We start from the raw sequence: 25,869 nt of genomic DNA on the forward strand, positions 1-25,869 counted from the left end.
GTTACTTACCAGCCTTTCCGGCCTTGCGACGCACGACCTCGCCGGCGTAGCGCACACCCTTGCCCTTGTACGGCTCGGGCTTGCGGATCTTGCGGATGTTCGCAGCCGCCTCGCCGACGGCCTGCTTGTCGATCCCGCTGACGGTGAGCTTGTTCGTGCCCTCGACCGTGAGCGTGATGCCGGCGGGCGGGTCGACCAGGACCGGGTGCGAGAAGCCGAGGGCGAACTCGACCGAGCTCCCCTTCTGCTGCACGCGGTAACCGGTGCCGACGACCTCGAGACCCTTGGTGTAGCCCTGGGTCACGCCGATGATGTTGTTGTTGATGAGCGTGCGGGTCAGGCCGTGAAGCGACCGGGACTCGCGCTCGTCGTCGGGGCGGGTGACGAGAACCTGGTTCTCCTCGACCGTGACCTCGATGGGGCTGGCCACCGTGAGGGTGAGCTCACCCTTGGGGCCCTTCACCGCGACCTCACGGCCGTCGACCGAAACGGTCACGCCCGCGGGAACGTCGATGGGAAGTCGTCCAATACGCGACATTTCGGATTACCACACGTAGGCGAGAACTTCTCCGCCCACGCCCTTCTGCTCAGCCTGGCGGTCCGTGAGGAGACCGGAGGAGGTGGACAGGATGGCCACGCCGAGGCCGCCGAGGACGGTGGGGATCTCGGTCGACTTCGCGTACACGCGAAGGCCGGGCTTCGACACGCGCTTGATGCCCGCGATCGAGCGCTCGCGGTTCGGACCGTACTTCAGCGTCAGCGTGAGGTTCTTGCCCACGCGGGCGTCGGAGGTCTCCCAACCGGCGATGTAGCCCTCCTGCTGGAGGATCTCTGCGATGTGCGTCTTGAGCTTGCTCGACGGCAGCGTCACGGTGTCGTGGTGCGCCGAGTTCGCGTTGCGCAGACGGGTCAGCATGTCTGCGACCGGGTCTGTCATTGTCATTGTTGTCTACTTTCGATCATGAGGTTCCGGCTGCCGTTACACGACAGACGGCCTGCGATGAGCACGCAATCTTCAATTGTACGTGCACATCGACGGGCTCAGTGACACGAGACCACTGAGCCCGTCGAAGGGTCACGCCTGGGCGTCGTCCGCGCGGAACGGGAAGCCGAGGTGACGGAGCAGCGCCCGACCCTCGTCGTCCGTCTTCGCCGAGGTCACGACGGTGATGTCGAAACCACGGACGCGGTCGATCTTGTCCTGATCGATCTCGTGGAACACGCTCTGCTCCTGGAGACCGAAGGTGTAGTTGCCGTTGCCGTCGAACTGCTTGGCCGACAGGCCGCGGAAGTCGCGGATGCGGGGCAGCGCGAGCGAGACCAGGCGGTCCACGAACTCCCACGCACGGTCGCCACGGAGGGTGACGTGCGCGCCGATGGCCTGGCCCTCACGCAGCTTGAACTGCGCGATGGACTTGCGAGCCTTGGTGACGATCGGCTTCTGGCCGGTGATCTTGGTGAGGTCGTCGACCGCACCATCGATCACCTTGCTGTCGCGAGCCGCCTCGCCGACACCGGTGTTCACGACGACCTTGACCAGGCCGGGGATCTGCATGACGTTCTCGTAGCCGAACTCGTCCTGCAGAGCCTTCTTGATCTCGGCGTTGTACTTCGCCTTCAGGCGGGGCTGGATCTTGCCAGCCACCGCAGCGTCGGTCGTTGCCATCAGAGGTCCTTACCGCTCTTCTTCGCGAAGCGCACGCGGACGGTGCGCTTCACGCCGTCCTTGGTCTGCTCCTCGACCCGGCGGCCGACCTTAGTCGGCTTCTTGGTCGAAGGGTCGACAAGTGCGACGTTCGAGATGTGGATGGGCGCCTCGACGGTCTCGAGGCCACCCGTCTTCGTGCCACGCTGCGTCTGACCGACGCGCGTGTGCTTGGTGACGTAGTTGACGCCTTCGACGACGACACGGTTCTGCTCGACGAGGACGTCGAGGACCTTGCCCTGCTTGCCGCGGTCGCCACCACGCTCGGGCTTGGCGCCCGAGATGACCTGAACCAGGTCGCCCTTCTTGATCTTCGCCATGATCAGATGACCTCCGGTGCCAGCGAGACGATCTTCATGAACTTCTTGTCGCGAAGCTCACGGCCGACCGGCCCGAAGATACGGGTGCCGCGGGGCTCCCCGTCGTTCTTCAGGATGACGGCGGCGTTCTCGTCGAACTTGATGTAGGAGCCGTCGGGACGACGGGTCTCCTTCTTGGTGCGGACGATGACCGCCTTGACGACGTCGCCCTTCTTGACGTTGCCACCGGGGATCGCGTCCTTGACGGTCGCGACGATGGTGTCGCCCAGACCGGCGTACCGGCGGCGCGAGCCACCGAGGACGCGGATCGTGAGCAGCTCCTTGGCGCCGGTGTTGTCGGCGACCTTGAGACGGGACTCCTGCTGAATCACTTGGCCTTCTCCAGAATCTCCACCAGACGCCAGCGCTTGGTGGCGCTCAGCGGGCGGGTCTCGTTGATCAGGACCAGGTCGCCGATGCCGGCGGAGTTCGCCTCATCGTGCGCCTTGACCTTCGACGTCCGGCGGATGACCTTGCCGTAAAGCGGGTGCTTCACGCGGTCCTCGACCTCGACGACGATCGTCTTGTCCATCTTGTCGCTGACGACGTAGCCACGACGGGCCTTGCGGTATCCGCGGGCGTCGGCGTCGCGCACGTCGTGAGCGGCGTGCTCAGCCTCGACGGCGGCTTCCTTCTTGGTGGCCATCACTCAGCCTCTTCCTTCGGGGCGTCCTCGGCGGCGTCCGCCTTCTTCGCCTTCGACTTGGTCGCCTTCTTCGCGGGAGCCTCGACCGGAGCGGGCGTCGCACGGATGCCCAGCTCGCGCTCGCGGATCACCGTGTAAAGGCGCGCGATGTCGCGCTTGACGGCGCGGATGCGGCCGTGGCTCTCCAGCTGGCCGGTGGCCGACTGGAAACGGAGGTTGAACAGCTCCTCCTTGGCCTTGCGCAGCTCCTCAACGAGGCGCTGGTCTTCGAACGTGTCGAGCTCTGCCGGAGCGAGCTCCTTGGTGCCGATCGCCATTACGCGTCGCCCTCCTCGCGCTTGATGATGCGTGCCTTGAGCGGCAGCTTGTGGATTGCACGGGTCAGTGCCTCGCGAGCGAGCTGCTCGTCGACACCCGCGACCTCGAAGAGGACGCGGCCCGGCTTGACGTTGGCGACCCACCACTCGGGGGAACCCTTACCGGAACCCATGCGGGTCTCGGCCGGCTTCTTGGTGAGCGGACGGTCCGGGTAGATGTTGATCCACACCTTGCCGCCACGCTTGATGTGACGGGTCATCGCGATACGAGCGGACTCGATCTGACGGTTCGTCACGTACGCGGGGGTGAGGGCCTGGATGCCGAACTCGCCGAAGGAGACCTTCGTGCCGCCGGTGGCCTGACCCGAGCGCCCCGGGTGGTGCTGCTTGCGGTACTTGACCTTACGGGGGATGAGCATTATGCCGACGCTCCTTCTGCAACAGGTGCCTCGTTGCGCGGGGCACGGCGGCGGTCACCACGGTCGTCACGGCGCGACTTCGGCGCGTTGGCCTGCTCGCGCGCGAGCTCCTTGGCGGTGAGGTCGCCCTTGTAGATCCACACCTTCACGCCGATGCGGCCGAAGGTGGTCTTGGCCTCGTAGAAGCCGTAGTCGATGTTCGCGCGCAGCGTGTGCAGCGGCACACGACCCTCGCGGTAGAACTCCGACCGGCTCATCTCGGCGCCGCCGAGACGGCCCGAGACCTGGATGCGGATGCCCTTGGCGCCGGCGCGCTGCGCGCCCTGCAGACCCTTGCGCATCGCGCGGCGGAAGGCCACACGAGCCGAGAGCTGCTCGGCGATGCCCTGGGCGACCAGCTGAGCGTCGGCCTCGGGGTTCTTGACCTCGAGGATGTTCAGCTGGATCTGCTTGCCCGTGAGCTTCTCGAGGTCGCCGCGGATGCGCTCGGCCTCGGCGCCACGACGACCGATCACGATGCCCGGGCGGGCGGTGTGGATGTCGACGCGGACGCGGTCACGGGTGCGCTCGATCTCGATGTTCGAGACGCCGGCACGGTCGAGCTGCGTCTGCAGCAGGCGACGGATCTTGATGTCCTCGGCCACGTAGTCGGCGTAACGCTGACCCGGCTTCGTCGAGTCGGAGAACCAGCGCGACACGTGGTCCGTGGTGATGCCGAGGCGGAAGCCGTACGGGTTGACCTTCTGTCCCATTACTTGCTCGCCTTCTTGTTGCTGTCGCCGGCCGCAGCAGGAGCCGCATCCGGCGTCGAGAGCACGACCGTGATGTGGCTCGTGCGCTTCTTGATCTGGAAAGCGCGACCCTGTGCACGGGGCTGGAAACGCTTGAGCGTCGTGCCCTCGTCCACGTACGCGTTCTTCACGTACAGGTCCTGCTCGTCGAGGTACTCGCCGTCACGATCCGCCTTGACCTGCGCGTTGGCCATGGCCGACGCGACAAGCTTGTAGATCGGCTCACTGGCGGACTGCTGAGCGAACTTCAGGATCGCCAGAGCCTCCTGGGCCTGCTTGCCCTTGATGAGCGCGACGACACGACGAGCCTTCTGAGGGGTCACGCGGATGTGTCGCACGCGTGCGATGGACTCCACCATTTCTCTCTCCTCTATCGCCGCCGCGTCAGCGGCGACGGCCCTTCTTGTCGTCCTTCTCGTGGCCGCGGAAGGTGCGGGTGGGCGCGAACTCGCCCAGCTTGTGACCGACCATGGTCTCGGAGACAAACACGGGGATGTGCTTGCGACCGTCGTGGACCGCGATCGTGTGACCCAGCATGGCCGGGATGATCATGGACCGGCGGGACCAGGTCTTGATGACGTTCTTCGTGCCGGCTTCGTTCTGCACGACCACCTTGCGAAGCAGGTGCTCGTCGACGAAGGGGCCCTTCTTGAGACTGCGAGGCATCTTCTCTTACTCCTACTTGCGCTTCTTGCCGGCGTTGCGACGACGCACGATGTACTTGTCGCTTTCCTTGTTGGCGTGGCGGGTGCGGCCCTCGGCCTGACCCCACGGGGAGACGGGGTGACGTCCACCGGACGTCTTGCCCTCACCACCACCGTGCGGGTGGTCGACCGGGTTCATCGCGACACCGCGGACGGTCGGGCGGACGCCCTTCCAGCGCATGCGGCCGGCCTTGCCCCAGTTGATGTTCGACTGCTCGGCGTTGCCGACCTCGCCGATGGTCGCGCGGCAGCGCGCATCGACGTTGCGGATCTCACCCGAGGGCAGACGCAGCTGGGCGTAGGGGCCGTCCTTCGCGACGAGGCGAACCGACGCACCGGCCGAGCGCGCCATCTTCGCGCCGCCGCCGGGGCGGAGCTCGATGGCGTGGATGACGGTACCCGTGGGGATGTTCTTCAGCGGGAGGTTATTTCCCGGCTTGATGTCCGCCGCGGGACCCGACTCGACGATGTCGCCCTGCTTCAGCTTCGCCGGCGCGAGGATGTAGCGCTTCTCGCCGTCGAAGTAGTGCAGCAGCGCGATGCGCGCGGTGCGGTTGGGGTCGTACTCGATGTGAGCGACCTTGGCGTTCACGCCGTCCTTGTCATTGCGACGGAAGTCGATGACGCGGTACTGGCGCTTGTGGCCACCACCGATGTGACGGGTCGTGATGCGGCCCTGGTTGTTGCGACCACCGGTCTTCGAGATCGGGCGCAGCAGCGACTTCTCCGGCGTCGATCGGGTGATCTCGGCGAAGTCAGCCACCGACGAGCCGCGACGGCCCGGGGTCGTGGGCTTGTACTTGCGAATAGCCATGATTGTCCTTATCCCCCGGATCAGCCGATTGCCGTGAAGATGTCGATGGTGCCCGACTTCAGGCTCACGATGGCGCGCTTGGTGTCCTTGCGCTTACCGGTGCCGAAGCGGGTGCGACGGGCCTTGCCGACGCGGTTGATCGTGTTGACGGACGCGACCTTGACACCGAAGATCTTCTCGATGGCGAGCTTGATCTCGGTCTTCGAAGCGCGCGGGTCGACGAGGAAGGTGTACTTGCCCTCGTCGATCAGGCCGTAGCTCTTCTCGGACACGACCGGCTTCAGGATGATGTCGCGCGGGTCCTTGTTCAGGGCCGTCTGGAGAACAGATGCCTGCTCGCTCATGCGGAGACCTCCTGGTTGGCGCCGGACTTGGAGGCGATGAAGCCCTCGAGCGCGGCCTGGGTGAAGACGATGTCGTCGGAGACGAGCACGTCGTAGGCGTTGAGCTGGTCGAACGTCAGCACGTGGACGTGGCCGAGGTTGCGGATGCTCTTGAGCGCGAGCTCGTCGCCGCGCTCGATGACCACGAGGACGTTCTTCGACGTGGCGACCTGGGCGAGGAAGCCCGCGGCAGCCTTGGTCGACGGCGCGCCGTCGGTGCCGAAGGTGTCGATCGCGTGCAGACGGTCACCGCGGAAGCGGTCGCTGAGCGCGCCCAGCAGGGCGGCCGCGATCATCTTCTTGGGGGTGCGCTGCGAGTAGTCGCGCGGCTTCGGGCCGTGCACGATGCCACCGCCGGTCATGTGCGGCGCGCGGATGGAACCCTGACGGGCGTTACCCGTGCCCTTCTGCTTGAAGGGCTTGCGGCCGGCACCGGAGACCTCGCCACGACGCTTGGTCGAGTGCGTGCCCTGGCGAGCCGCCGCGAGCTGCGCGACGACGACCTGGTGGATGAGCGGGATGTTCGTCTTGACGTCGAACAGCGCGGCGGGAAGCTCGATGGAGCCTGCCTTCTTGCCGTCTGCCTTGAGGACGTCGAGCGCGAGAGTGGAGTCAGCCATGATCAGGCACCCTTCACTGCGTTGCGGACGTAGACGATGCGGCCGCGAGCACCGGGGACGGCGCCCTTGACGAGCATGAGTCCCTTCTCGATGTCGATGGCGTGCACCGTGAGGTTGAGGACGGTCACGCGCTCGCCACCCATACGGCCGGCCATGCGCATGCCCTTGAAGACGCGGCTCGGGGTCGACGATGCGCCGATGGAGCCGGGCTTGCGGTGGTTGCGGTGCGCACCGTGCGATGCCGAGACGCCCTTGAAGTTGTGGCGCTTCATGACACCGGCGGTGCCCTTGCCCTTGCTCGTGCCGACGACGTCGACGAGCTGGCCGGCCTCGAACGTGCCGTCCACCGTGAGCTCCTGGCCCAGGGTGTAGTCGGCGGCGTCGGCCGTGCGGACCTCGGTCACGTGGCGACGCGGCGTGACGCCGGCAGCCTCGAAGTGAGCCGAGAGGGGCTTGTTCACCTTGCGCGGGTCGATCTGGCCGTACGCGATCTGCACGGCGTTGTAGCCGTCCTTCTCGGGCGTACGGATCTGGGTGACCACGTTCGGCGCGAGCTCGATGACGGTGACGGGAACGAGCTTGCCGTTCTCGTTCCAGACCTGGGTCATGCCGAGCTTGGTGCCGAGCATGCCCTTGGAAACCTTGGAGTTGATGTCAGCCATGTCGAACCTCAGAGCTTGATCTCGATGTTGACGTCGGCCGGCAGGTCGAGACGCATCAGCGAGTCGACGGCCTTGGGCGTCGGGTCGACGATGTCGATCAGGCGCTTGTGGGTGCGCATCTCGAAGTGCTCGCGGCTGTCCTTGTACTTGTGGGGCGACCGGATGACGCACACGACGTTCTTCTCGGTCGGAAGGGGCACGGGTCCGACGACGGTCGCGCCCGCACGGGTCACGGTGTCGACGATCTTGCGTGCGGACGTGTCGATGACCTCGTGGTCATACGACTTCAGGCGAATGCGGATCTTCTGTCCCGCCATTGTCTGCTCTCTCTCTTTCAGCGTCTTACCGTCCTGGACCGGGTGGCCCTGGGGCATTGGACGCACGTCGGCGCTGTTCGCGCCTCGGCACTCGTCTTCTCGGGCCCGTGACCTCTCGGTCGCGGAGCCTGTCGAAGAGGCTGCACCACTGTTCTGCTGTCAGCCGCACACCCGAAGGTGACGGATGCCCGACCCCCGCCGCGCACGGCAGTGCCCTCGATGATGAAGGTGTCGGGATTGTGTTCTGCTGCCCGCGGCCTAGAACCCTGCAGCCTCCCGGAAGAGGCGCCGTCTATGCACTGCCCTGGCAGTGATCCGGCGCACGCGCAGCGGCGACGGAATATCGAACCTGTCTATTCTGCCACGGCGGATTTCACTTCTGCAAACCCGGGCGTGTCGCGCTCACCGGACTCCCAGCGAACCCCTCCTCCGGGGCCTCTCAGACGGCGGAGGAGCGCGGGGCGAGGCATCCCCATGCCTCGCCCCGCTTGGGGAGGGCGTTCAGTGCGAGGGGGCACACCGAACGCGAGGAATCCGACGTGAAGGGACGCCGGACGCCTCGACCGAGGGCACGGCGGAAGACCCGCCGCGCAGGCGGGGAGACGCTCAGGCGCACCGAGTGCGCGCGTCGCACGATGATCCCCAAGATCGCTTTCCCCAGTTTCGAACGCGGATGAACCGCGTGATTCGGGAGCCGAACCCCTTCGGCATCCCCGACCGCAAGATCCCCAGGCGGTCTGGTTCATCGTAACCGATGGAACCGTCTCGACGCCACTCGCCGCCCCGTGTCGGTCCCGGACGCTTCCCGCACGAGAGAGCGGCGCCCCCGGGTGGGAACGCCGCTCTGCGGATGACGCGGGATCTACTCGTTGCCGACGGCCTTGTCGGCCTGGTCGCGGATCTCGTCGATCTTGTCCGCCGCGCCGGGGGCGATCTTCTTGGCGAAGTCGGCGACGCCGTCGAGCACCTTGTCGCTGACGTCCTCCGCCTGCTCGCTCTTCACGGCCTCCGCGAGCTTGTCCTTGTTCTGCTCGTACAGATCCCTGCCCTTGTTGACGGCGTCCTCGATGCCCATGTGTATCCCCTTCGGAGGTGTGTGCACCCGGCGATGGCGCCGGATGCACTCATTGTGCCGGGACGGGGCGAGCGGCGGAAGACTCCGGCCCGAAAACGACAGAGGGGCCGAGCCCGAAGGCTCGACCCCTCTGCGAGGAAGCAGATGCTTACTTGATGATCTTCGTCACCGTACCGGCGCCGACCGTACGACCACCCTCACGGATGGCGAAGCCGAGGCCCTCCTCCATGGCGATCGGCTGGATCAGCTCGACCGTCATGTCGGTGGTGTCGCCGGGCATGACCATCTCGGTGCCCTCGGGCAGCGTGATGACGCCGGTGACGTCCGTGGTGCGGAAGTAGAACTGCGGACGGTAGTTCGTGTAGAAGGGGTTGTGACGGCCACCCTCGTCCTTGGACAGGATGTACGCCGTGCCCTCGAAGTCGGTGTGCGGCGTGACCGAACCCGGCTTCACGATGACCTGGCCGCGCTCCACGTCCTCGCGCTTGGTGCCGCGGAGGAGCAGACCACAGTTCTCGCCGGCCCAGGCCTCGTCGAGCTGCTTGTGGAACATCTCGATACCGGTGACGGTCGTCTTCTGCGTCGGGCGCAGACCCACGATCTCGACCTCGGAGTTGATGGCCAGGGTGCCACGCTCGGCGCGACCCGTGACGACGGTGCCACGACCGGTGATCGTGAAGACGTCCTCGACGGGCATGAGGAACGGCTTGTCACGGTCACGCTCCGGGTCCGGAACGCTGTCGTCGACAGCCTGCATGAGCTCGAGGATCGCGTCGACCCACTTCTCGTCGCCCTCGAGGGCCTTGAGAGCGGACACGCGAACGACGGGAGCGTTGTCGCCGTCGAAGCCCTGGCTCGAGAGCAGCTCGCGGACCTCGAGCTCGACGAGCTCCAGGATCTCCTCGTCGTCGACCGCGTCGGACTTGTTCAGCGCGACGAGCAGGTACGGAACGCCGACCTGCTTGGCGAGCAGCACGTGCTCGCGCGTCTGCGCCATCGGGCCGTCGGTGGCCGCGACGACGAGGATCGCGCCGTCCATCTGCGCCGCACCCGTGATCATGTTCTTGACGTAGTCGGCGTGGCCGGGGGCGTCAACGTGGGCGTAGTGGCGCTTCGGGGTCTCGTACTCGATGTGCGAGATGTTGATCGTGATACCGCGCTGGCGCTCTTCCGGCGCCGAGTCGATGGAAGCGAAGTCACGCTGCACGTTCGTGTCGGACGGGTACTTGTCAGCAAGCACCTTCGAGATCGCTGCGGAGAGCGTGGTCTTGCCGTGGTCGACGTGACCGATCGTTCCGATGTTGACGTGCGGCTTGGTCCGCTCGAACTTGGCCTTAGCCACTGGGTCCTCCTCAGGACGTCGTTGTAGAGGTGCCGGGCACTGGTTTGCGACCGGTTCTCTACGGGTTAGGTTCTCAGTTTAGTAGAGAGGGAATGTGAAGTTGTAGGTGACCTGGGAACCCCGGGTGCTTCGACAGGCTCAGCGACCCAGGGCTCCCAGAAGAGCGATTACTCGCCCTTGGCCTTCTGGACGATCTCGTCGGCCACCGCGCGCGGGACCTCGGCGTAGCTGTCGAACTCCATGGAGTAGACGGCACGGCCCGAGGTCTTCGAGCGCAGGTCGCCGATGTAGCCGAACATCTCGGACAGCGGCACCGCGGCGCGCACGACCTTGACGCCGGCGGCGTCCTCCATCGACTGGATCTGGCCACGACGCGAGTTCAGGTCGCCGATGACGTCGCCCATGTACTCCTCCGGAGTACGGACCTCGACGGCCATCAGCGGCTCGAGCAGCACGGGGTTGGCACGGCGAGCGGCCTCCTTGAAGCCCATGGAGCCCGCGATCTTGAACGCCATCTCCGAGGAGTCGACGTCGTGCGCCGCACCGTCGACGATGGTCGCCTTGACGCCCACCATCGGGTAACCCGCCAGGACACCGACGTTCATCGCGTCCTGGAAACCGGCGTCGATCGAGCCGATGTACTCGCGCGGGATGCGGCCACCGGTGACCGCGTTCACGAACTCGTACGTCTTCTCGCCATCGAGCTCGAGCGGCTCGATGTTGAACTGGATCTTGGCGAACTGGCCCGATCCACCGGTCTGCTTCTTGTGCGTGTAGTCGTGCTTCTCGACGGCCTTGCGGATCGTCTCGCGGTACGCCACCTGCGGCTTGCCGACGTTCGCCTCGACGCGGAACTCGCGCTTCATGCGGTCGACGAGGATGTCGAGGTGCAGCTCGCCCATGCCCTTGATGGTCGTCTGACCGGTCTCGGGGTTGAGCTCCGTGCGGAAGGTCGGGTCCTCCTCAGCGAGCTTCTGGATCGCGAGACCCAGCTTCTCCTGGTCGGCCTTGGTCTTCGGCTCGATGGCGACCTCGATCACCGGCTCCGGGAACGTCATCGACTCGAGGACGACCGGCTGCGCGATGTCGGCGAGGGTGTCACCGGTGGTGGTGTCCTTCAGGCCGATGACAGCGTAGATGTTGCCGGCGGTCAGCTTGTCGACCGGGTTCTCCTTGTTGGCGTGCATCTGGAAGATCTTCCCGATGCGCTCCTTCTTGCCCTTGGTCGAGTTGATGACCTGCGCACCCGACTCGAGCTCGCCCGAGTAGACGCGCACGTACGTCAGACGACCGAAGAACGGGTGCACGGCGACCTTGAAGGCCAGGGCCGCGAACGGGTCCTTCGCGTCGGGGTGACGCTCGATGATCTTCTCCTCGTCCTTCGGGTCGTGCGCCTCGATCGCGGGCACGTCCAGCGGGGACGGGAGGTAGTCGACGACGGCGTCCAGCATCGGCTGCACACCGCGGTTCTTGAAGGCGGAGCCGCAGAGGACCGGGTAGATCTCGCTGGCGACGACCATCTTGCGGATGGCGCCCTTGATCTCCGCGACGGTGAGCTCCTCGCCGCCGAAGAACTTCTCGAGAAGCTCCTCGTCGGTCTCGGCGACCGTCTCCAGCAGCTGCTGGCGGTAGTCCTCGGCCTTGTCCTTGAGGTCGGCCGGGATCTCCTGCACCTCGTAGGAGGCGCCCATGGTCACGTCACCCTTGGCGTCGCCGGGCCACACCAGGGCACGCATCTCGACGAGGTCGATGACGCCGACGAAGTCGTTCTCGGCACCGATCGGGAGCTGCAGCACCAGCGGCTTGGCACCGAGGCGGTTGATGATCGTGTCGACCGTGAAGTAGAAGTCCGCGCCGAGCTTGTCCATCTTGTTGACGAAGCAGATGCGGGGCACGTTGTACTTGTCGGCCTGACGCCACACGGTCTCGGACTGGGGCTCGACGCCCTCCTTGCCGTCGAACACGGCGACCGCACCGTCGAGGACGCGGAGCGAGCGCTCCACCTCGACCGTGAAGTCCACGTGACCGGGGGTGTCGATGATGTTGATCTGGTTCTTGTTCCAGAAGCAGGTCACGGCGGCAGACGTGATCGTGATGCCGCGCTCCTTCTCCTGCTCCATCCAGTCGGTGGTCGACGCACCGTCGTGCGTCTCGCCGAGCTTGTGGTTGACGCCCGTGTAGAACAGGATGCGCTCGGTCGTCGTGGTCTTGCCGGCATCGATGTGCGCCATGATGCCGATGTTGCGGACCTTGCTCAGGTCCGTGAGCACGTCTTGTGCCACAGGAGTGTCCTTATCTATTGGAGCAGCAGGTGTACTGCGAAGAGGGGGTGCGACGGGCCCAGGGACGCGGAAGGGACCCTGAGCCCGTCGAAGGGGTTACCAGCGGTAGTGAGCGAACGCGCGGTTCGACTCGGCCATCTTGTGGGTGTCCTCGCGGCGCTTGACCGCGGCACCGAGGCCGTTCGACGCGTCCAGGATCTCGTTCTGGAGACGCTCGGTCATCGTCTTCTCACGACGACCCTTGGCGTAGCTCACGAGCCAGCGCAGCGCGAGGGTGTTCGCGCGGTGCGGCTTGACCTCGACCGGAACCTGGTAGGTCGAGCCACCGACGCGGCGGCTGCGGACCTCGAGCGTGGGGCGCACGTTGTCGAGCGCCTTCTTCAGGGTGGCGACGGCGTCCTGGCCGTTCTTCGCCTCGACACCGCGGAGGGCGCCGTAGACGATCGACTCGGCCAGCGACTTCTTGCCGTCGACGAGGATCTTGTTCACCAGCGAGGTGACGATCGGAGCGCCGTAGACCGGGTCGTTGACGACGGGGCGCTTGGGGGCGGGACCCTTACGAGGCATCTAACTCAACCCTTCTTCGCGCCGTAGCGGGAACGAGCCTGCTTACGGTTCTTGACGGCCTGGGTGTCCAGAGCGCCACGGACGATCTTGTAACGCACACCGGGGAGGTCCTTCACACGACCGCCGCGGACGAGCACCAGGGAGTGCTCCTGCAGGTTGTGGCCCTCGCCGGGGATGTACGCGGTGACCTCGGTCCCGTTGCGGAGCTTCACACGAGCGACCTTGCGCATCGCCGAGTTCGGCTTCTTGGGGGTGGTGGTGTAGACGCGGGTGCAGACCCCGGCCTGCTGCGGGTTCGCCTTGAGCGCGGGCGCCTTGGTCTTGGTGACCTTGGGCGAGCGACCCTTGCGAACCAACTGCTGAATGGTTGGCACGTTCTCTCCTCATAGTGCTGCACGGTGACAGCGCGATGGATTTCACATCATGACCCACCGGCACGCCGGAGCCGACGCGCTTTTGGTGTGGTGGGTATGCCGTGGGGGCGGACCGGCGAGGTGCCGACGCCCAGCGCGCACGTCAGGACGTGCACACACCTGATCAAGTGTAATGCCGCGCAACCTGACGGTCAAATGGCCGTCGCCCTGCCCCGCCGCGCCGTTTCAGGGGATGTCGGGGTCGAACGGCGAGTCCAGCGACTCCGTCAGCTCCGCGAGCAGCGCCTCGATCTGCGGCTCGACGTGGCGGGACACCGCCGCCTGGATCGAGACGCGATGACGGAGCAGCATTCCGCAGATCTCCCGGCCGACGAGGTTGGCGTACTCGTCCGCGAGCGCGACCTCCTGGCGCAGCGCCGTCTTGGCCTCCTCCGTCAACGGTGGGAGCGGAGGGAGCTCCGCGGCCGAGTCGTCCGCGAGCCCCGCGATCGTGAAGAGGAACGGGGCGCCGGGCACCGGTTCCGGGTCGAGCGGCATCCCCTCGAACTCCGGGTCGAGGTCCTCCGTCGGGCGATAGCTGCGGGCCCGGTTACGGGCCGCCTGCTGATCGAGCTCCCGCTGCAGGGTCGGCAGGTTTCGTGCCGTGTATTCGGCGACGGCGTGGTCGACGATCGTCTTGATGCGCGTCGAGAGGCCGTGCTGCACACCGTGCGGGGTGGTCCCGGCGATCCCGGCCGCGGCGAGGATGGGCGAGCCGAGGCAGCGGCGGCAGGGCGCGGTGCGACCGCGGTGGGTCGCCGGCTCCCAGCGCGGCACCCAGCGCAGCCAGGCCTCGACGGCCTGGTCGACCTGCGTCTCCAACGAGCGCTCCACCCCACCAGCGTACGGCGCGTCGCCCCTCACGGCGCGGATTTCGGAGGGGTCACCCGTCCTCGTCGCGCTCCCACGGCCACCGGGGCCGCTCCCCCTTCGTGCGGCGGAGGGCGATGCCGCCCCACGCCGCCACCGCGGCGGCGGCGAGGATCACCAGGCTCGCACCCCCGCGGACCAGATCTCCGGCGACGGCCGTCGCCACCACGAGGTCGCTCGTCGCCACGAGGACCGCCACCCAGACGACGGCGAGGTGCACGAGAGCCGTGAGCAGGCCGATGACCGGAGCCGAACCGAACGAGGCCGTGCCGCGTCGCACCGTCGCCCACAGAGCCAGGGCGAACACGACCACGGCGGCGACCATCCCGGACACCCCCGGGATCTGCCCGAGCCCCGGGACGTCGATGATGTCGCGGTCGGTCACGACGCTCAACGCCCCGAGACCGAAGACCGCGAGGGCGAAGAACCCGATGGTCGCCATGACGGCTGCGAGGACAGCCGAAACCCCCGCGGACTCGGGCCCGCGGGGGTTCGGCGTGGTGGTGTTCGTGATTACCTCGCCAGTGTCGGACCGGCCTCGAGGGTGCGCTCGTACTCGCGCTGCGCCTCTTCGTTCAGCTCGGTCTTGCGGGCGCCGCTGCGGGCCACCCAGGCGCCGAACCAGATGGTGAGCTCGCGGGCGAAGACGAACGCCGCGATCGCCAGCGGGGCGAGGAGCTGCTCACCGGCGAGTTCCATGCCCTGCGAGGCGGTGAGCTTCCAGAAAGGCGCCTCGAACAGCTGCCCGAGGATGTGGCCCGCGTAGGCGATGAGACCGACGACGATGCCGAAGACCACCCAGAGCCCCCAGCGTCCGCGGTTGATGATCGCGCCGAGGAGCCAGAAGCCGAGGAAGAAGACGACGACCGGCGTCCAGAAGCCCCAGGTGAGCAGCGGGGCGACGAGGGCCTCGCCGATGTTCTCCCCCGTCACGTCGCCCGCGAGGGCGCCGAGGCCGAGCGTGGTGGCCAGGTAGAGGACCGCGAAGGCGACCGTGGCGAGCAGGCCGATTGCTCCCGCCGTGCCGCGGTTGCCGCGCTCGCGGGGCGGCTCGGGCGCCTGCACGAAGATCGGCTGGGGCTGCTGCGGAGCCGCGGCGCCGTTCGTGAGCGGCTCGGACGGGACGATCCGGGTGTCGGTGTCATCCGCGTGCGCGGCGTACGCCGCACCGGCCATGGCCGACTCCTCGTGCGACGGGGCGGCCGGATTCGCGTACAGCGAGGTCTCGGGGGCCGCGTACAGCGACGTCTCCGGGGTCGCGTCCCGGCGGTCGGCGTCACGGACGTCCGCGTCGCGACGGTCGGCGGCGAGGCGGTCGCTCTCGGTGCGCGAGGGCGTCGGGACCGTGGAGCCGAAGGTACCCGGGTGCTCCCGCTCGGCGGCCTCGAAGGCAGCGAGGTCGGGATCGACGGCGGGCTCCTGACGCGTGACGGCCGGGTCTGCGGCGGTGTCGCCGGAGGACGCGGCGTCGGCGTCGGCGCGCACGCCGTCCGCACGCGTGTCATCGGCGTGGCCGGGGACATCTCCGCGGGCCGCCGCTGCGGCGTCGAGACCGGCGTTCGCGCTGCCGACGACGTCGTCGACGTCGCTCGGCTTCTCGGGCTGACGAGCCTCGGGATCACTCATGGGATGCGCCTCTCATCGGGGATGTGCAGTGCGAGATTACCGCCGTGCGGCGCGGCCCTTCCGGAGGCGTGCCGACGTGTCGTCATACGCGTGTTCGCGCCGTGTTCGGCGCTCAGGGGAAGGCGTTGCGGAGCGCGTCTCCGGCGAAGTGCGCGAGGACCGGCAGCATGGGCAGCGAGAGCCAGACGAGAGCGCCGACGATCCCGACGCACACGATCCCGGCGAACCAGCTCACTCCGAGGTTGCGTCCCCCCACCCGTGCCATGCCTCCACCGTAGGACGGGGTCTCGCCGTCGGATGGGAGCAACGCCGAACGACGATGCGCTCGGCGTGGCGCGCCGGGTCAGCGCAGACCGCGCCCGCGCATGCGCCACAACAGCCACAGGCCGGATGCCGGCACCAGGAGGAAGCCGAGGAGGATGAGGAGGTGCCATTCGCCGAAGCTCGGCAGGAGCGGGTTCGCGGCCGGAGGCACCTCGCCGCTCGTCGAGCTGCCGGAGGCCGACCCGGTCGTGAAGCCGGTCATGGTCGAGACGACGAGGAAGGACAGCCCCGTGACGACGAGGGGGACGAGGATCGCGACGGCCTTCTCCCAGGTCCGCCACATCGCACTGAGACTCACCAGCACCGCCCCGACGAACCATCCGATGACCGGCACGACGATGCCGCCGAAGCTCAGCGTGAGCGCCGCGGCGATGGCGAAGCCGCGCGTCGCGGTCATCGGGGTGCGCGGCGCTGGTGGTGCGGGCATCGGCGCCGGATGCACGAGCGGCGGCGCGGACGGCACCTCGTCCTCGGCCTCGCGTGCGATGCCGCGCGGGTCTCCCAACGAGGCGATCCGCTCAGCGGTCGCGGCGGCGTCGAGCCCGTCGAGCTCCTCCGCGATCCCCTCGCGGATGTCGGAGGCGACGCCGTGCGGAAGCCCGCGCATCGCCTCGTCGAGTCGCGCCAGGTAGTCGTCGCGCAGCGCGGCTGCAGTGTTGTCTGTCATGGTCATCCTTCCCCCACCATGCCCGTGACGGCACGGGCGAACGGCGCCCACTGCGCCCGGAAGCGCGCGAGCTGATCGATACCGGCATCCGTGAGCCGGTAGTACTTGCGCGCCGGACCGCTCTCGGACGGCCGATCGAACGTCGTCACCCAGCCGTTGTCGCGCAGCCGCCCGAGCAGCGGGTAGAGCGTGCCGATGCTGGCGATCAGCCCGGCGCCGGTGAGTGCCTCCGACAGCTGCCAGCCGTACATGGGCTCGCGGGAGAGCAGGCCGAGCACGCAGTACTCGACCACTCCTTTGCGCATCTGCGCCCCGACGTCGACTGTCATGCCTCACAAGGTAGCATGTGACGCACGCTAGCACCGACCGATGCGTCGATCAGCCCTTGGTGGCCCCCGCCGTCAGCCCACCCACGATGTACTTCTGCAGGAAGAGGAAGAGCACCATGACCGGGATCGCCGCCATGACCGCGCCGGCGGAGAAGGCAGACCAATCGGCGTAGCGCGGGTTGGCCACGAGCTTGGTCATGCCGACGACGAGGGTCTGCTGATCCACGTCGACGAGCATCACACTGGCGATGACGTACTCGTTCACCGTGCCGATGAAGGAGAGCAGACCGACGACCGCGAGGATGGGGGCGACCAGCCGCAGGATGATCGTGAAGAAGATCCGCGCGTGTCCGGCGCCGTCGATGCGGGCGGCCTCGTCGATCTCCTTCGGGATCGTGTTGAAGAACCCGTACATGAGGTACGTGTTCACGCCGAGCGCGCCCCCGAGGTAGACGAGGATCAGGCCGGTGTGCGTGTTGAGGCCGATCGCCGGGAACCAGTCCCCCAGCGTCGACATCAGCAGGAAGATGGCGACCACCGCGAGGAGCTGCGGGAACATCTGCACTACGACGATGGTGACGAGCCCCACGCGGCGGCCCGCGAAGCGCATGCGGGAGAAGGCATACGCGGCGCAGGCTCCGATGAAGACGGTGACCGCGCCCGTCACGACCGCGATGAGCAGCGTGTTCAGGAACCACGTCCCGTAGGGATTCTGCGGGTCGCTGAGGATGCGCACGTAGCTGTCGATCCCGATGGCCGAGAAGAGCTGGTTCGAGCCGGTGAGGGTGCCCTTCGGGTTGAGGGAGGCCGACACGACGTACAGGAGCGGGAAGAGGGCGAAGGCGCTCACCACGATCGCGACGAGGTGACGCCAGCCGGTGTCGGCGAACCAGGCGCCGAAGGAGCGACGGGGCGGAGCCGTGCGGCGGGCGGGGGCGGTGCTGCGGACGGTGCTCATGTCAGTTCAGCTCCTCGAGGGCCTTGGTCTTGCGGAAGCTGATGATCGAGATCGTCGCCACCACGACGAAGATCAGGATCGTGAAGGCGGAGGCCAGTCCGTAATCGCGGGTCTGTCCGGTGAATGCGACCTTGTAGACCATGGAGATGAGGATGTCGGTGTGTCCGACCGGGATCGACACGTCGCTGAAACGCGGCCCGCCCTTGGTCAGCATGTAGATCAGGTTGAAGTTGTTGAAGTTGAACGCGAACGACGAGATCAGCAGCGGCGCCACGGTCACCAGCAGCAGCGGCAGCTTGATGCGGCGGAAGATCTGCCATGCGTTGGCGCCGTCCATCACGGCCGCCTCGTTCACGTCGTCCGGGATGCCCTGCAGCGCACCCATGCACACGAGGAACATGTAGGGGAAGCCGAGCCAGAGGTTCACCAGCAGCACGGACACCTTCGCCAGCACGGGGTCGGTGAGCCATGGGATGGCGGCGCCGCCGAACAGCACCTGGTTGATGAAGCCGAAGCTCTCGTTCATCATCCCGGCCCAGACCAGCGCGGAGAGGAACGCGGGGAAGGCGTACGGGAGGATGAGGATGATCCGGTAGCCGTTGCGGAACCGCATCCGCGTGTTGTTGAAGACGAGCGCGAGGAGCAGACCGAGGAAGAACGTCGTCGCGACGGAGACGAGCGCGAAGACGAAGGTCCACACGGTGACGGAGATGAGCGGACCGCGGATGGACTCGTCGGTCACCGCGCGGACGAAGTTGTCGAAGCCGACCGTGGTCTGCCAGCCGGGCAGCAGCTGCTCGCCGTCCTCCGCGGTGAAGGCACCGTCGCCGGTGTCGCTGTAGACCGTGCCGGTCGCGGTGTCCGTGATCGTGTCGGCATCCGCGTCGTACGCCAGCGTCGAGACGTAGAGGTAGCCGTTCTGCCCGTCGGGTGCACGGAGGCTGCCGTCGTTGGGGTCATCGCTGAACGGGACGGAGAGCTGCTCCAGCTCCTCCGAGAGCGTGAAGACGGTGGCGAGCGGAAGCGTGGTCCACCCGTCCACGGCGACGGCCTTGCCGCCCTCGAACTCGGCATCGACCTCGGCGAGGGGCTGATCGGCGGTGCCGAGGAGCGCATCGCCGTCCTCCGGATCCGTGACGAGGAGGCCGTACGTGCCGAACTGCTCGACCACCGTGACCGGATACGTCGGGGAGTCCTCGACCCGCTCCTGCGCGGAGGCGAGCAGCGACGAGATCGCCTGCTCCTTGCTGCCGTTGTGACCGGTGCCGTAGTTCGTGAAGCCGATGTAGCCCGTGTAGAGCAGCGTGAAGACCTGGAAGAGGACGAGGAAGATGATCCCGGGCGTCAGGTACTTCGCGGCGATCCGCTTGCGGGAGAAGTAGATGTAGTTGACGACGACGGTCACGGCGACGACGAGGCCGAGGACCAGCCCCTCGTGCTGCACGAGCAGCACGAACACGGCGTAGACGGCGATCGCGTCCACGATCGCCAACAACAGGATCTTGAGCAGCATCCACCCGATCGGTCGGGAGGCCGCCTCGGCGATCTTCGCCGCCTGGCGCTGCCGAGGCGTGGGGGGCGCGGTGCGCTCTTCGGTGTCGGTCATGTCGTCCTCGTCATGGTCCTGCCGGGGCGGGTCGGTCGGCCCGCCCCGGCAGGGTCGTCATCTTGTCGGCCGTTACTTGATCGCGGCGGTCACGTCGTCGACGAGCTTCTGCCACGTCGCCTGCGGGTCCTCGCCGTTGATGATCGCGGCCTCGGCCACGCCCCAGTACTGCCAGACGGCACCCATCGCCGGGATGGCCGGCATGGGGACGGCGTCGGCGCCGACGGCCTGGAAGCCGGCGATGATCGGGTCGGACGCCGCGGTGTCGGCGGCCGCCGTCAGGGCCGGGAGGACGTTGCCGGCCTTGAACAGCTCCAGCTGGACGTCCTCCGTGCCGAGGTAGTTGACGAGGAAGTCGTTCGCGGCGACCTTGTTCTTCGACTCGGCGCTCACGAAGAAGCCCTTGACGCCGGCGAACGGCGAGGCCGTCTCGCCCGTCGGGCTCGGGATCGGGTCGATCTCGACGTTGATGCCCGCATCGGTGGCCGCGCCCACGTTCCACGGACCGGTCAGCCAGAAGGCGGCGGTGCCGTCGAGGAACTGCTGCTTGGCGATCTCGCCGTCGATGTCGGTGTTGAGCGTGCCCGCCGCGCCCTGCGCACCCAGCCAGTCGGCGAAGGCGAAGCCGCCCTCGCTGCCGAGCTGCAGGTCGGTCGGGTCGTAGCTGCCGCTGTCGTCGGTGCCGAAGACGGGAGCACCGAAGGCGGTCTGGAACGGGTACAGGTGGTAGGGGTTGCCCTCGGCGCCCTGCTCCACGACGAAGGTGCCCTTCGAGACCATGTCGTCGAAGCTCGTCGCGGGCTCCGGGACGAGGTCGGCGTTGCGCAAGACGGCGATGTTCTCGACCGCGTACGGGAGCATGTAGACGGTGCCCTCGTAGGTCGCCGCCTGGAGCGCGACGGGGAGGTAGTCCTCGGAGCTGTCGCCCAGCTCGATCGGCGCGACGACGCCGTTGGTCGACAGCTCGCCGAGCCAGTCGTGGGCGCCCATGACCACGTCGGGGCCCTTACCGGTCGGGACCTGCTGGATGAAGTCGTCCTTCATGTCGTCGACGGACTTCCCCACCAGCTTTACCGTGACGCCGGTCTTCTCCTGGTAGGCGTCCGCCGCGCCCTGCAGCGCGTCGACCCGCTCGGCGTCGACCCAGACGGTCAGCGTGCCGCCGCTGTCGCCACCGGAGGAAGAGTCGTCGCCGCCGGATCCGGTCGAGCAGCCGGCGAGTGTCAGGGCCGAAACGATGGCGATGGCGCCCGCGGCGACCATGCCCCTCTTGTTCACCTTCATTGGTGTGTGCCTCTCTCAGTGCTGAGCGCCTGCAAGACTGCAAGCGCTTACAGTATGCATCGTTTCGAGAAGCGATCACAATCCGCGAGCGCGGCGATATCAACCCGTGATCGGCCAGACGAGAGGCCCGCGACATGAAAACGCTTCCAAACTCGCCGTAATCCGGCACGTCCGAGGTAGCGGCGGGAACGCGGCACACTCCTCGGTCGGGTGTCGCCGGCACGTTCACCGTCGTCGCCCGGGGGCATCTGTTCCGGACGAGACGAGCCCGATCTCTGACGCCGTGGACGCGGCGAGCGACGGCCGACGGCGCCGCAGCCCGGGTGGTGGCGGAAGCGTCAGCGGGCGGCGTCCCCGCCGGCACGATGCGGCGCATCGCGGATGACGCGGTCGATCCAATCACGCCGCGGCACGGCGGCGATCGCCTCTCGGGAGAACCAGCCCAGTTCGAGGATCTCGTCCATGTCCGGTGCCGGGTCGCTGAGCAGCTCGCACTCGGAGGCGACCGTGACGTAGCCGACCTGGTCGCCGTTCGGGTAGGTCACCGCCATCGGGTCGCCACCGTACGCGCCGATCAGTCCCGTGATCCGCACACGCGCACCTGTCTCTTCGAGGAGGCGAAGCCCGCGGGACTTTCCGCACACCCCCGGATACAGTTGAGACATGGCTGACAGTTCCTTTGACATCGTCTCGAAAGTGGATCGCCAGGAGGCCGAGAACGCCCTGAACCAGGCACGCAAAGAGGTGGAGCAGCGCTACGACTTCAAGGGGACCGGCGCTTCGATCGCCTGGAGCGGCGAGCAGATCCTCATCACCGCGAACACCGAGGAGCGCGCCAACGCCGTCCTCGACGTGTTCCAGTCCAAGCTCATCAAGCGCGGCATCTCGCTGAAGAGCCTCGACTCCGGTGAGCCCTTCGCCAGCGGCAAGGAGTTCCGCATCGTCTCGAGCCTCAAGGACGGGATCTCCTCCGAGAACGCCAAGAAGATCGGCAAGATCATCCGCGACGAGGGCCCCAAGGGCGTGAAGAGCCAGATCCAGGGCGACGAGCTGCGCGTGCAGTCCAAGAGCCGCGACGACCTTCAGGCCGTGATCGCGCTCCTCAAGGGAAGCGACCTCGACATCGATCTGCAGTTCATCAACTACCGCTAGGACTGCGTCCCGACGGGCGCGCCGTCGAGACGCGGCAGAGCGGCTGACGTGTCGGTCCCGCCCGTTCTGTGCGCGGGTTTCTATCCGATTGCACCACTGATGAGTGCGACGTTCATCTGGCCACCTTCACGATCCTGGGGGTCAAGGTTCGTCCAGCTCGTGTGCGCGGGACCACTGATCTGGGAAGTGAGCGCACGAATCCGACGCCGGTCGTTCCTGCTCGTTCCGTCGTAGTCGAGGGCCGAGGCGTCGGTGACGCAGGCGAACAGGACTGCGGCGTCGTCGAGGTGGCGACCACGGTCCCGCTGATCGACGGTGAACGCCGCCCCCTTGGCGACGATGGCGCCGAGCTCGTCCGGGACGCCGAGGGTCACCGAAGCTCCGCCGTTGAACGTCAGTACGTACGTGTCGCGGCGACCGATGGCCTGCTGCCCAGCGGGGGCGGCGAAGGCGTCCCGCTGCTGGAGCCGGGGCCGCATCCCGGAGGGCAGGTGGTCCGCCACCATGATGTCCACCTTGCGGCTATCGGCGTGGATGAACCTGTACGCGGGCTCCCTCTCTCTCCGGCGGACAACTCGAAGCCCAGTCCTCGCAGGGCAAATGCCGCATCCGTCAGACTGCTTCGGTTGGCGCGGAAGTCAACGAGTACGTCCACATCGTCTGTCGAACGCCGCATGACGACACCGGCTCTGCGCCCGTGTACGGCGACCATGAGTCCCCCGAAGAGGGTGAGGTCCGTCACCGCCCCCGCGCGGCCGACGTCGATGACGGTCTGCCATGCGGGAAGAAGGTCATCGTCGTCCATGTGAACGGTGTGCTCTGCGCCAGCCATGGTTTCCTCAGGTCGCGCCGCGAGTGTCGACAGTGAGCCACCTCGCCCGCAGCTCCTCGAGCGCGCGCAGGCCGGCGGAGCGCTCGCGCGTATCGGTCGAGACCGAGAGATCTGCAGCGATGACGGCGAGCGGCATGGTGTCGCCGCTGTACGGGACGGGCAGCGTGTTGTCGTAGACGACGTGCTGGCCGGTGGCGCTTTCGACCATGAATCGGCTCTTCGCGTACTCGGCCGCGGTCCTGGTCGCGTATCCCACCGCGGCGCGTCGATCGTCCATGAGCCCGACACCGAGCTGGCCGGCGGCCGCCCGGCCGGTAGCGATGAGCCCTTCTGCGGCCTTGGCGGCATTGGCTGCCTGGTAGCGATGGGTGGTCGTCCGGGAGGAGACGGCGCGTGCGATCTCCTCGGGAGTCGCGCGACGGATGCGTCCGCGGAGTCTGCTGAGGGTGCTTGAGGGGATCCAGGTGGGAGTGAGGCCGGACAGTATCCACAGCAGCGCCCATGCGTTGCCCGGTTCGAGCCTGCGGCCGCTCCCCCGCCGTGAGGCGGCCTCGTACCGCGCGACGGAATCGCTATCGGCGAGCCAGGCTCCGGACGGGAGTTGACGGCCCGTGATGGCCCCGCACGCCAGGAGGTCGATGGCATAGCGGCGCGTGATCCCGAGGCGCTCTGCCAGCTCGGGTGCGGTCAGCTCCACCATTTCAGAAAACCTCCAATATTGGAACTATTCTGATACAACAAGCCCAAGGCAGCAACCGTGCAGTCGGGACGGGTGCCGAACCTCACATCTTTTCCCCGGTCAACGCATACCGAGATATCGGTGTTCTTCGCGGAGACTGGAACCGGTCGCGCTTCGGCGCGACTCCGACGCCATCCCCGGACGACACCCGATCGTCGCGGCGGATGCGCCTCGAGGACACCGCGCCGGCTCTGGGGAGGGAACGGCACCGGCCCTCGGGGCTCGCGTCGGCCCGGGCCCGCCGTCGGCACACGACGACCGGTCCCGGAAGCAGGACAAGCCTCCCCGTCCGCTCGCGCCCCCACGCGGATCGGCCCCCACGGAGGAGGCATGACGACGATGCGACCGTCGCCCTTCCTCACCCGCGAAGGAGGCGACGTCGCGGACCAAGAGAGACGACCGGGGGCTGGGCCATGGGGCAGATCGAGACGAAGAGCATCGGAGAGAGCAAGCAGCTGCTGGCGGAGGAGGTGTTCCACCACATCGCGCGGCTCATCACGGAGGGCGAGTTCGCCGAAGGCGACCGCATCCGCGACGTGGACGTGGCGGATGAACTCCACGTGTCACGGACACCCGTCAGGGAAGCACTGCAGCGGCTGGAGCGGCTGGGGCTGGTGACGATGTACCCGAGCCGATACACGGAGGTGACCGTCGTCACGCCGCAGGTGGTGTCCGAGTCCCTGGAGTTCGCCGGCTACCAGGGCGGGGTCACGGCCCGGATGGCGGTGCCGCGACTCGGCACCGCCCAGCGGAAGCACGTGCTGGACCTCATCGCCCGCCTGCAGGACGCGCTCGCCGACGGAGCCTCCACGGCCCGCGCCCGGTGGGCCGTCTTCGCGTACCTCGCCGACCACAGCGGCAACCGTCAGCACCGGATGCTGATCGACGACGTCGCCGTCGCCGTCACCCGGAACCTGCGCGGCTGGACGGTCCGTCCCGGCGACCGGGAGCGGATGCGGCAGCTGTATGCCGACTTCGCAGAGGCGGTGCGCGTCGGCGACGGCGACGAGGCCGAACGTCTCGTCCGCGCGATGTACTACGTCTGAGCGGCGCGCCAGCCGACCACCCAGCGGTGCAGGCGGCGGTAGGCGTCCTCCCGCGCCTCGTGACGCGAGAGGAACACGTCGTGCAGCGCCCCGTCGATCCGCTCGACGGTCACGGACGAGCCCAGCTTCAGCGACGCCCGGGCGATGTCGTCGACGACGAGCACCGAGTCGGCGGAGGTGAGCTCCTCCGACCAGCGGGTCGGCGGGACGAACCGCGCCGACAGCAGCACGCAGACCGGCGCCTCGATGCCCAGCCCGGCCGCGACGGCCTTGTGCCCGGAGAGGATCGCGTTGAGCCAGCCCGCATAGACGGCCATCGTCTGGACGGGACGCCACGCCGTGTCGACCTCCATCGGGTCGTCCGGGTCGGCGACCTCCTGCTGTGCCCGCGTGTAGTAGCCGAGATCGATCTGCGGTGCCGCGTCGAGAGGTCGGATCCGCGCCTGGAACTCGACCATCGGCGCGATGGCGGCGCGGACCGGCGCGAACTGGAACTCCAGCCACGGGCTGTTCAGGATGAGCGCATCGGCCGCACCCGGATGCCGCGCCGCCCACAGGCTCAGGGTCAGTCCGCCGGTGGAGTGCCCGACGAGGATCAGGCGCCGCCCGGCCTCCGCCCCGTCGTCCCCGCGTCCCATCGCGTCCAGCGCCGCAGCGATGTCCTCGTCATACGTCGACAGGTCGGTGATGTACCCCGGCGTCTGCCCTTCACGGAGACTGCGCCCGTACTTGCGGAGATCGAGGGCGAAGAAGCGGGCGCCACGCGCGGTCCAGAACCGGGCGAGCCGCTTCTGGAAGAAGTAGTCCGACCAGCCGTGGATGTAGAGCACGTCCACGCCCTCCAGTAGCCGCCGGCGGCGACGCGGACGATCCCACCACGGGATCGGAGCGGGAAGCGCGCGCACGAGAGTCGCCACCACCGGCCCCTGCTCGTCGCTGCCGAGGTCCAGCGTCAGCTGGGCGAACTCGTCACCGAGCACATCCGGGATCCACTCGGCCATGCGTCCTCCCCCTCGCGCC

Annotated in this window: 36 protein-coding genes; 2 read left to right on the top strand and 34 right to left on the bottom strand. The window is 67.6% G+C overall.

Annotated features, from left to right (window positions below; genetic code table 11):
* Window position 1: 1 nt before the first annotated feature.
* From rplF to KAF39_RS01200, 31 genes are all read right to left on the bottom strand, one after another.
* A complete protein-coding gene (rplF, locus tag KAF39_RS01050) occupies window positions 2–538 on the bottom strand; it encodes a 50S ribosomal protein L6 (RefSeq protein ID WP_149083455.1) in 537 nt (178 codons plus the stop codon).
* Window positions 539–544: 6 nt separating this feature from the next.
* The gene (gene rpsH / locus KAF39_RS01055; RefSeq protein WP_025102396.1) at window positions 545–943 is read right to left on the bottom strand and encodes a 30S ribosomal protein S8; all 399 of its coding nucleotides are present in this window, start codon (window positions 941–943) and stop codon (window positions 545–547) included.
* Window positions 944–1,075: 132 nt separating this feature from the next.
* Window positions 1,076–1,666, bottom strand: coding sequence for a 50S ribosomal protein L5 (rplE, locus tag KAF39_RS01060; RefSeq protein ID WP_025102397.1), 591 nt, complete (start codon window positions 1,664–1,666; stop codon window positions 1,076–1,078).
* Entirely contained in the window at window positions 1,666–2,025 is a 360-nt protein-coding gene (gene rplX / locus KAF39_RS01065; RefSeq protein WP_136052624.1) for a 50S ribosomal protein L24, read from the bottom strand. Before rplX ends, rplE begins: the two co-directional genes overlap by 1 nt.
* A gap of 2 nt (window positions 2,026–2,027) precedes the next feature.
* Window positions 2,028–2,396, bottom strand: coding sequence for a 50S ribosomal protein L14 (gene rplN, locus KAF39_RS01070; protein ID WP_025102399.1), 369 nt, complete (start codon window positions 2,394–2,396; stop codon window positions 2,028–2,030).
* Window positions 2,393–2,710, bottom strand: a complete 318-nt coding sequence (gene rpsQ / locus KAF39_RS01075) for a 30S ribosomal protein S17 (protein ID WP_025102400.1) — start codon at window positions 2,708–2,710, stop codon at window positions 2,393–2,395. The genes rplN and rpsQ overlap by 4 nt, the downstream gene beginning before the upstream one ends.
* On the bottom strand, window positions 2,710–3,027 hold the full coding sequence (gene rpmC, locus KAF39_RS16090; RefSeq protein ID WP_025102401.1) for a 50S ribosomal protein L29: 318 nt from the start codon (window positions 3,025–3,027) through the stop codon (window positions 2,710–2,712). Before rpmC ends, rpsQ begins: the two co-directional genes overlap by 1 nt.
* Window positions 3,027–3,446 carry a 50S ribosomal protein L16 gene (rplP, locus tag KAF39_RS01085; protein ID WP_025102402.1) on the bottom strand — a complete coding sequence of 140 codons (420 nt, stop codon included), beginning with the start codon at window positions 3,444–3,446 and terminating at the stop codon, window positions 3,027–3,029. Before rplP ends, rpmC begins: the two co-directional genes overlap by 1 nt.
* Window positions 3,446–4,198 carry a 30S ribosomal protein S3 gene (gene rpsC, locus KAF39_RS01090; RefSeq protein ID WP_025102403.1) on the bottom strand — a complete coding sequence of 251 codons (753 nt, stop codon included), beginning with the start codon at window positions 4,196–4,198 and terminating at the stop codon, window positions 3,446–3,448. Before rpsC ends, rplP begins: the two co-directional genes overlap by 1 nt.
* Window positions 4,198–4,596 (bottom strand): 50S ribosomal protein L22, encoded by a 399-nt coding sequence (gene rplV, locus KAF39_RS01095; protein WP_210675573.1) that lies wholly within the window; start codon window positions 4,594–4,596, stop codon window positions 4,198–4,200. Before rplV ends, rpsC begins: the two co-directional genes overlap by 1 nt.
* 25 nt (window positions 4,597–4,621) lie before the next feature.
* Complete coding sequence (rpsS, locus tag KAF39_RS01100) at window positions 4,622–4,903, bottom strand: 30S ribosomal protein S19 (protein WP_017201589.1); 282 nt, start codon at window positions 4,901–4,903, stop codon at window positions 4,622–4,624.
* A 12-nt stretch (window positions 4,904–4,915) separates the two neighbouring features.
* Window positions 4,916–5,755, bottom strand: a complete 840-nt coding sequence (gene rplB, locus KAF39_RS01105) for a 50S ribosomal protein L2 (protein ID WP_025102405.1) — start codon at window positions 5,753–5,755, stop codon at window positions 4,916–4,918.
* Window positions 5,756–5,775: 20 nt separating this feature from the next.
* Window positions 5,776–6,099 carry a 50S ribosomal protein L23 gene (rplW, locus tag KAF39_RS01110; protein ID WP_025102406.1) on the bottom strand — a complete coding sequence of 108 codons (324 nt, stop codon included), beginning with the start codon at window positions 6,097–6,099 and terminating at the stop codon, window positions 5,776–5,778.
* Window positions 6,096–6,758 (bottom strand): 50S ribosomal protein L4, encoded by a 663-nt coding sequence (gene rplD / locus KAF39_RS01115; protein ID WP_136052625.1) that lies wholly within the window; start codon window positions 6,756–6,758, stop codon window positions 6,096–6,098. The genes rplW and rplD overlap by 4 nt, the downstream gene beginning before the upstream one ends.
* A gap of 2 nt (window positions 6,759–6,760) precedes the next feature.
* Window positions 6,761–7,420 carry a 50S ribosomal protein L3 gene (rplC, locus tag KAF39_RS01120; protein WP_062632874.1) on the bottom strand — a complete coding sequence of 220 codons (660 nt, stop codon included), beginning with the start codon at window positions 7,418–7,420 and terminating at the stop codon, window positions 6,761–6,763.
* An 8-nt stretch (window positions 7,421–7,428) separates the two neighbouring features.
* Window positions 7,429–7,737: a 30S ribosomal protein S10 gene (gene rpsJ / locus KAF39_RS01125; RefSeq protein ID WP_017201594.1), complete on the bottom strand. Its 309-nt coding sequence runs from the start codon at window positions 7,735–7,737 to the stop codon at window positions 7,429–7,431.
* 862 nt (window positions 7,738–8,599) lie between these two features.
* Window positions 8,600–8,812, bottom strand: coding sequence for a hypothetical protein (locus KAF39_RS01130; RefSeq protein ID WP_210675574.1), 213 nt, complete (start codon window positions 8,810–8,812; stop codon window positions 8,600–8,602).
* 148 nt (window positions 8,813–8,960) lie between these two features.
* Window positions 8,961–10,154, bottom strand: a complete 1,194-nt coding sequence (tuf, locus tag KAF39_RS01135; protein ID WP_062632876.1) for an elongation factor Tu — start codon at window positions 10,152–10,154, stop codon at window positions 8,961–8,963.
* A gap of 167 nt (window positions 10,155–10,321) precedes the next feature.
* Entirely contained in the window at window positions 10,322–12,436 is a 2,115-nt protein-coding gene (gene fusA, locus KAF39_RS01140; protein ID WP_025102411.1) for an elongation factor G, read from the bottom strand.
* 96 nt (window positions 12,437–12,532) lie between these two features.
* Complete coding sequence (gene rpsG, locus KAF39_RS01145) at window positions 12,533–13,003, bottom strand: 30S ribosomal protein S7 (protein WP_017201608.1); 471 nt, start codon at window positions 13,001–13,003, stop codon at window positions 12,533–12,535.
* A gap of 5 nt (window positions 13,004–13,008) precedes the next feature.
* Complete coding sequence (gene rpsL / locus KAF39_RS01150) at window positions 13,009–13,377, bottom strand: 30S ribosomal protein S12 (protein WP_018187369.1); 369 nt, start codon at window positions 13,375–13,377, stop codon at window positions 13,009–13,011.
* Between the two features lie 225 nt (window positions 13,378–13,602).
* Complete coding sequence (locus KAF39_RS01155; protein ID WP_210675575.1) at window positions 13,603–14,250, bottom strand: spermidine/putrescine ABC transporter substrate-binding protein; 648 nt, start codon at window positions 14,248–14,250, stop codon at window positions 13,603–13,605.
* Between the two features lie 49 nt (window positions 14,251–14,299).
* The gene (locus KAF39_RS01160) at window positions 14,300–14,728 is read right to left on the bottom strand and encodes a hypothetical protein (RefSeq protein ID WP_210675576.1); all 429 of its coding nucleotides are present in this window, start codon (window positions 14,726–14,728) and stop codon (window positions 14,300–14,302) included.
* 71 nt (window positions 14,729–14,799) lie between these two features.
* Window positions 14,800–15,912: an ABC transporter gene (locus KAF39_RS01165; RefSeq protein ID WP_210675577.1), complete on the bottom strand. Its 1,113-nt coding sequence runs from the start codon at window positions 15,910–15,912 to the stop codon at window positions 14,800–14,802.
* 112 nt (window positions 15,913–16,024) lie between these two features.
* A complete protein-coding gene (locus tag KAF39_RS01170) occupies window positions 16,025–16,177 on the bottom strand; it encodes a hypothetical protein (protein WP_210675578.1) in 153 nt (50 codons plus the stop codon).
* A gap of 78 nt (window positions 16,178–16,255) precedes the next feature.
* Window positions 16,256–16,903: a hypothetical protein gene (locus tag KAF39_RS01175; protein WP_210675579.1), complete on the bottom strand. Its 648-nt coding sequence runs from the start codon at window positions 16,901–16,903 to the stop codon at window positions 16,256–16,258.
* Window positions 16,904–16,905: 2 nt separating this feature from the next.
* Window positions 16,906–17,232 (bottom strand): PadR family transcriptional regulator, encoded by a 327-nt coding sequence (locus tag KAF39_RS01180; RefSeq protein WP_210675580.1) that lies wholly within the window; start codon window positions 17,230–17,232, stop codon window positions 16,906–16,908.
* Window positions 17,233–17,281: 49 nt separating this feature from the next.
* Window positions 17,282–18,190 carry a sugar ABC transporter permease gene (locus tag KAF39_RS01185; protein ID WP_210675581.1) on the bottom strand — a complete coding sequence of 303 codons (909 nt, stop codon included), beginning with the start codon at window positions 18,188–18,190 and terminating at the stop codon, window positions 17,282–17,284.
* Window position 18,191: 1 nt separating this feature from the next.
* Window positions 18,192–19,796, bottom strand: a complete 1,605-nt coding sequence (malF, locus tag KAF39_RS01190) for a maltose ABC transporter permease MalF (protein ID WP_210675582.1) — start codon at window positions 19,794–19,796, stop codon at window positions 18,192–18,194.
* Between the two features lie 72 nt (window positions 19,797–19,868).
* Window positions 19,869–21,080, bottom strand: a complete 1,212-nt coding sequence (locus tag KAF39_RS01195) for a maltose ABC transporter substrate-binding protein (protein WP_210675583.1) — start codon at window positions 21,078–21,080, stop codon at window positions 19,869–19,871.
* A gap of 338 nt (window positions 21,081–21,418) precedes the next feature.
* Complete coding sequence (locus KAF39_RS01200; RefSeq protein WP_210675584.1) at window positions 21,419–21,673, bottom strand: hypothetical protein; 255 nt, start codon at window positions 21,671–21,673, stop codon at window positions 21,419–21,421.
* Window positions 21,674–21,743: 70 nt separating this feature from the next.
* On the opposite strand from KAF39_RS01200, the gene KAF39_RS01205 reads away from it, so the two are divergent.
* Window positions 21,744–22,232, top strand: a complete 489-nt coding sequence (locus KAF39_RS01205; protein ID WP_149083467.1) for a YajQ family cyclic di-GMP-binding protein — start codon at window positions 21,744–21,746, stop codon at window positions 22,230–22,232.
* Window positions 22,233–22,312: 80 nt separating this feature from the next.
* Here the strand turns inward: KAF39_RS01205 and KAF39_RS01210 are convergent, their stop codons facing one another.
* Window positions 22,313–22,738, bottom strand: a complete 426-nt coding sequence (locus tag KAF39_RS01210; protein WP_210675585.1) for a hypothetical protein — start codon at window positions 22,736–22,738, stop codon at window positions 22,313–22,315.
* Between the two features lie 333 nt (window positions 22,739–23,071).
* Window positions 23,072–23,764 (bottom strand): hypothetical protein, encoded by a 693-nt coding sequence (locus KAF39_RS01215; protein WP_210675586.1) that lies wholly within the window; start codon window positions 23,762–23,764, stop codon window positions 23,072–23,074.
* A gap of 452 nt (window positions 23,765–24,216) precedes the next feature.
* Here KAF39_RS01215 and KAF39_RS01220 point away from each other — a divergent pair, with 452 nt between their 5' ends.
* On the top strand, window positions 24,217–24,849 hold the full coding sequence (locus tag KAF39_RS01220) for a GntR family transcriptional regulator (protein WP_210675587.1): 633 nt from the start codon (window positions 24,217–24,219) through the stop codon (window positions 24,847–24,849).
* On the opposite strand, the gene KAF39_RS01225 is transcribed toward KAF39_RS01220, so the two are convergent.
* Window positions 24,840–25,850, bottom strand: a complete 1,011-nt coding sequence (locus tag KAF39_RS01225) for an alpha/beta hydrolase (protein ID WP_210675588.1) — start codon at window positions 25,848–25,850, stop codon at window positions 24,840–24,842. The genes KAF39_RS01220 and KAF39_RS01225 overlap by 10 nt on opposite strands.
* Window positions 25,851–25,869 lie beyond the last annotated feature (19 nt).

The sequence above is a fragment of the Microbacterium sp. BLY genome (assembly GCF_017939615.1).
GTDB lineage: Bacteria > Actinomycetota > Actinomycetes > Actinomycetales > Microbacteriaceae > Microbacterium.

Bases quoted from the DNA above. Each gene is read 5' to 3' on its own strand.
- rplF (WP_149083455.1), bottom strand. From the start codon at position 538: ATGTCGCGTATTGGACGACTTCCCATCGACGTTCCCGCGGGCGTGACC.
- rpsH (WP_025102396.1), bottom strand. From the start codon at position 943: ATGACAATGACAGACCCGGTCGCAGACATGCTGACCCGTCTGCGCAAC.
- rplE (WP_025102397.1), bottom strand. From the start codon at position 1,666: ATGGCAACGACCGACGCTGCGGTGGCTGGCAAGATCCAGCCCCGCCTG.
- rplX (WP_136052624.1), bottom strand. From the start codon at position 2,025: ATGGCGAAGATCAAGAAGGGCGACCTGGTTCAGGTCATCTCGGGCGCC.
- rpsQ (WP_025102400.1), bottom strand. From the start codon at position 2,710: ATGGCCACCAAGAAGGAAGCCGCCGTCGAGGCTGAGCACGCCGCTCAC.
- rpmC (WP_025102401.1), bottom strand. From the start codon at position 3,027: ATGGCGATCGGCACCAAGGAGCTCGCTCCGGCAGAGCTCGACACGTTC.
- rplP (WP_025102402.1), bottom strand. From the start codon at position 3,446: ATGCTCATCCCCCGTAAGGTCAAGTACCGCAAGCAGCACCACCCGGGG.
- rpsC (WP_025102403.1), bottom strand. From the start codon at position 4,198: ATGGGACAGAAGGTCAACCCGTACGGCTTCCGCCTCGGCATCACCACG.
- rplV (WP_210675573.1), bottom strand. From the start codon at position 4,596: ATGGTGGAGTCCATCGCACGCGTGCGACACATCCGCGTGACCCCTCAG.
- rpsS (WP_017201589.1), bottom strand. From the start codon at position 4,903: ATGCCTCGCAGTCTCAAGAAGGGCCCCTTCGTCGACGAGCACCTGCTT.
- rplB (WP_025102405.1), bottom strand. From the start codon at position 5,755: ATGGCTATTCGCAAGTACAAGCCCACGACCCCGGGCCGTCGCGGCTCG.
- rplW (WP_025102406.1), bottom strand. From the start codon at position 6,099: ATGAGCGAGCAGGCATCTGTTCTCCAGACGGCCCTGAACAAGGACCCG.
- rplD (WP_136052625.1), bottom strand. From the start codon at position 6,758: ATGGCTGACTCCACTCTCGCGCTCGACGTCCTCAAGGCAGACGGCAAG.
- rplC (WP_062632874.1), bottom strand. From the start codon at position 7,420: ATGGCTGACATCAACTCCAAGGTTTCCAAGGGCATGCTCGGCACCAAG.
- rpsJ (WP_017201594.1), bottom strand. From the start codon at position 7,737: ATGGCGGGACAGAAGATCCGCATTCGCCTGAAGTCGTATGACCACGAG.
- KAF39_RS01130 (WP_210675574.1), bottom strand. From the start codon at position 8,812: ATGGGCATCGAGGACGCCGTCAACAAGGGCAGGGATCTGTACGAGCAG.
- rpsG (WP_017201608.1), bottom strand. From the start codon at position 13,003: ATGCCTCGTAAGGGTCCCGCCCCCAAGCGCCCCGTCGTCAACGACCCG.
- KAF39_RS01160 (WP_210675576.1), bottom strand. From the start codon at position 14,728: ATGGCGACCATCGGGTTCTTCGCCCTCGCGGTCTTCGGTCTCGGGGCG.
- KAF39_RS01165 (WP_210675577.1), bottom strand. From the start codon at position 15,912: ATGAGTGATCCCGAGGCTCGTCAGCCCGAGAAGCCGAGCGACGTCGAC.
- KAF39_RS01170 (WP_210675578.1), bottom strand. From the start codon at position 16,177: ATGGCACGGGTGGGGGGACGCAACCTCGGAGTGAGCTGGTTCGCCGGG.
- KAF39_RS01175 (WP_210675579.1), bottom strand. From the start codon at position 16,903: ATGACAGACAACACTGCAGCCGCGCTGCGCGACGACTACCTGGCGCGA.
- KAF39_RS01180 (WP_210675580.1), bottom strand. From the start codon at position 17,232: ATGACAGTCGACGTCGGGGCGCAGATGCGCAAAGGAGTGGTCGAGTAC.
- KAF39_RS01185 (WP_210675581.1), bottom strand. From the start codon at position 18,190: ATGAGCACCGTCCGCAGCACCGCCCCCGCCCGCCGCACGGCTCCGCCC.
- malF (WP_210675582.1), bottom strand. From the start codon at position 19,796: ATGACCGACACCGAAGAGCGCACCGCGCCCCCCACGCCTCGGCAGCGC.
- KAF39_RS01195 (WP_210675583.1), bottom strand. From the start codon at position 21,080: ATGAAGGTGAACAAGAGGGGCATGGTCGCCGCGGGCGCCATCGCCATC.
- KAF39_RS01205 (WP_149083467.1), top strand. From the start codon at position 21,744: ATGGCTGACAGTTCCTTTGACATCGTCTCGAAAGTGGATCGCCAGGAG.
- KAF39_RS01210 (WP_210675585.1), bottom strand. From the start codon at position 22,738: ATGGTGGCGGACCACCTGCCCTCCGGGATGCGGCCCCGGCTCCAGCAG.
- KAF39_RS01215 (WP_210675586.1), bottom strand. From the start codon at position 23,764: ATGGTGGAGCTGACCGCACCCGAGCTGGCAGAGCGCCTCGGGATCACG.
- KAF39_RS01220 (WP_210675587.1), top strand. From the start codon at position 24,217: ATGGGGCAGATCGAGACGAAGAGCATCGGAGAGAGCAAGCAGCTGCTG.
- KAF39_RS01225 (WP_210675588.1), bottom strand. From the start codon at position 25,850: ATGGCCGAGTGGATCCCGGATGTGCTCGGTGACGAGTTCGCCCAGCTG.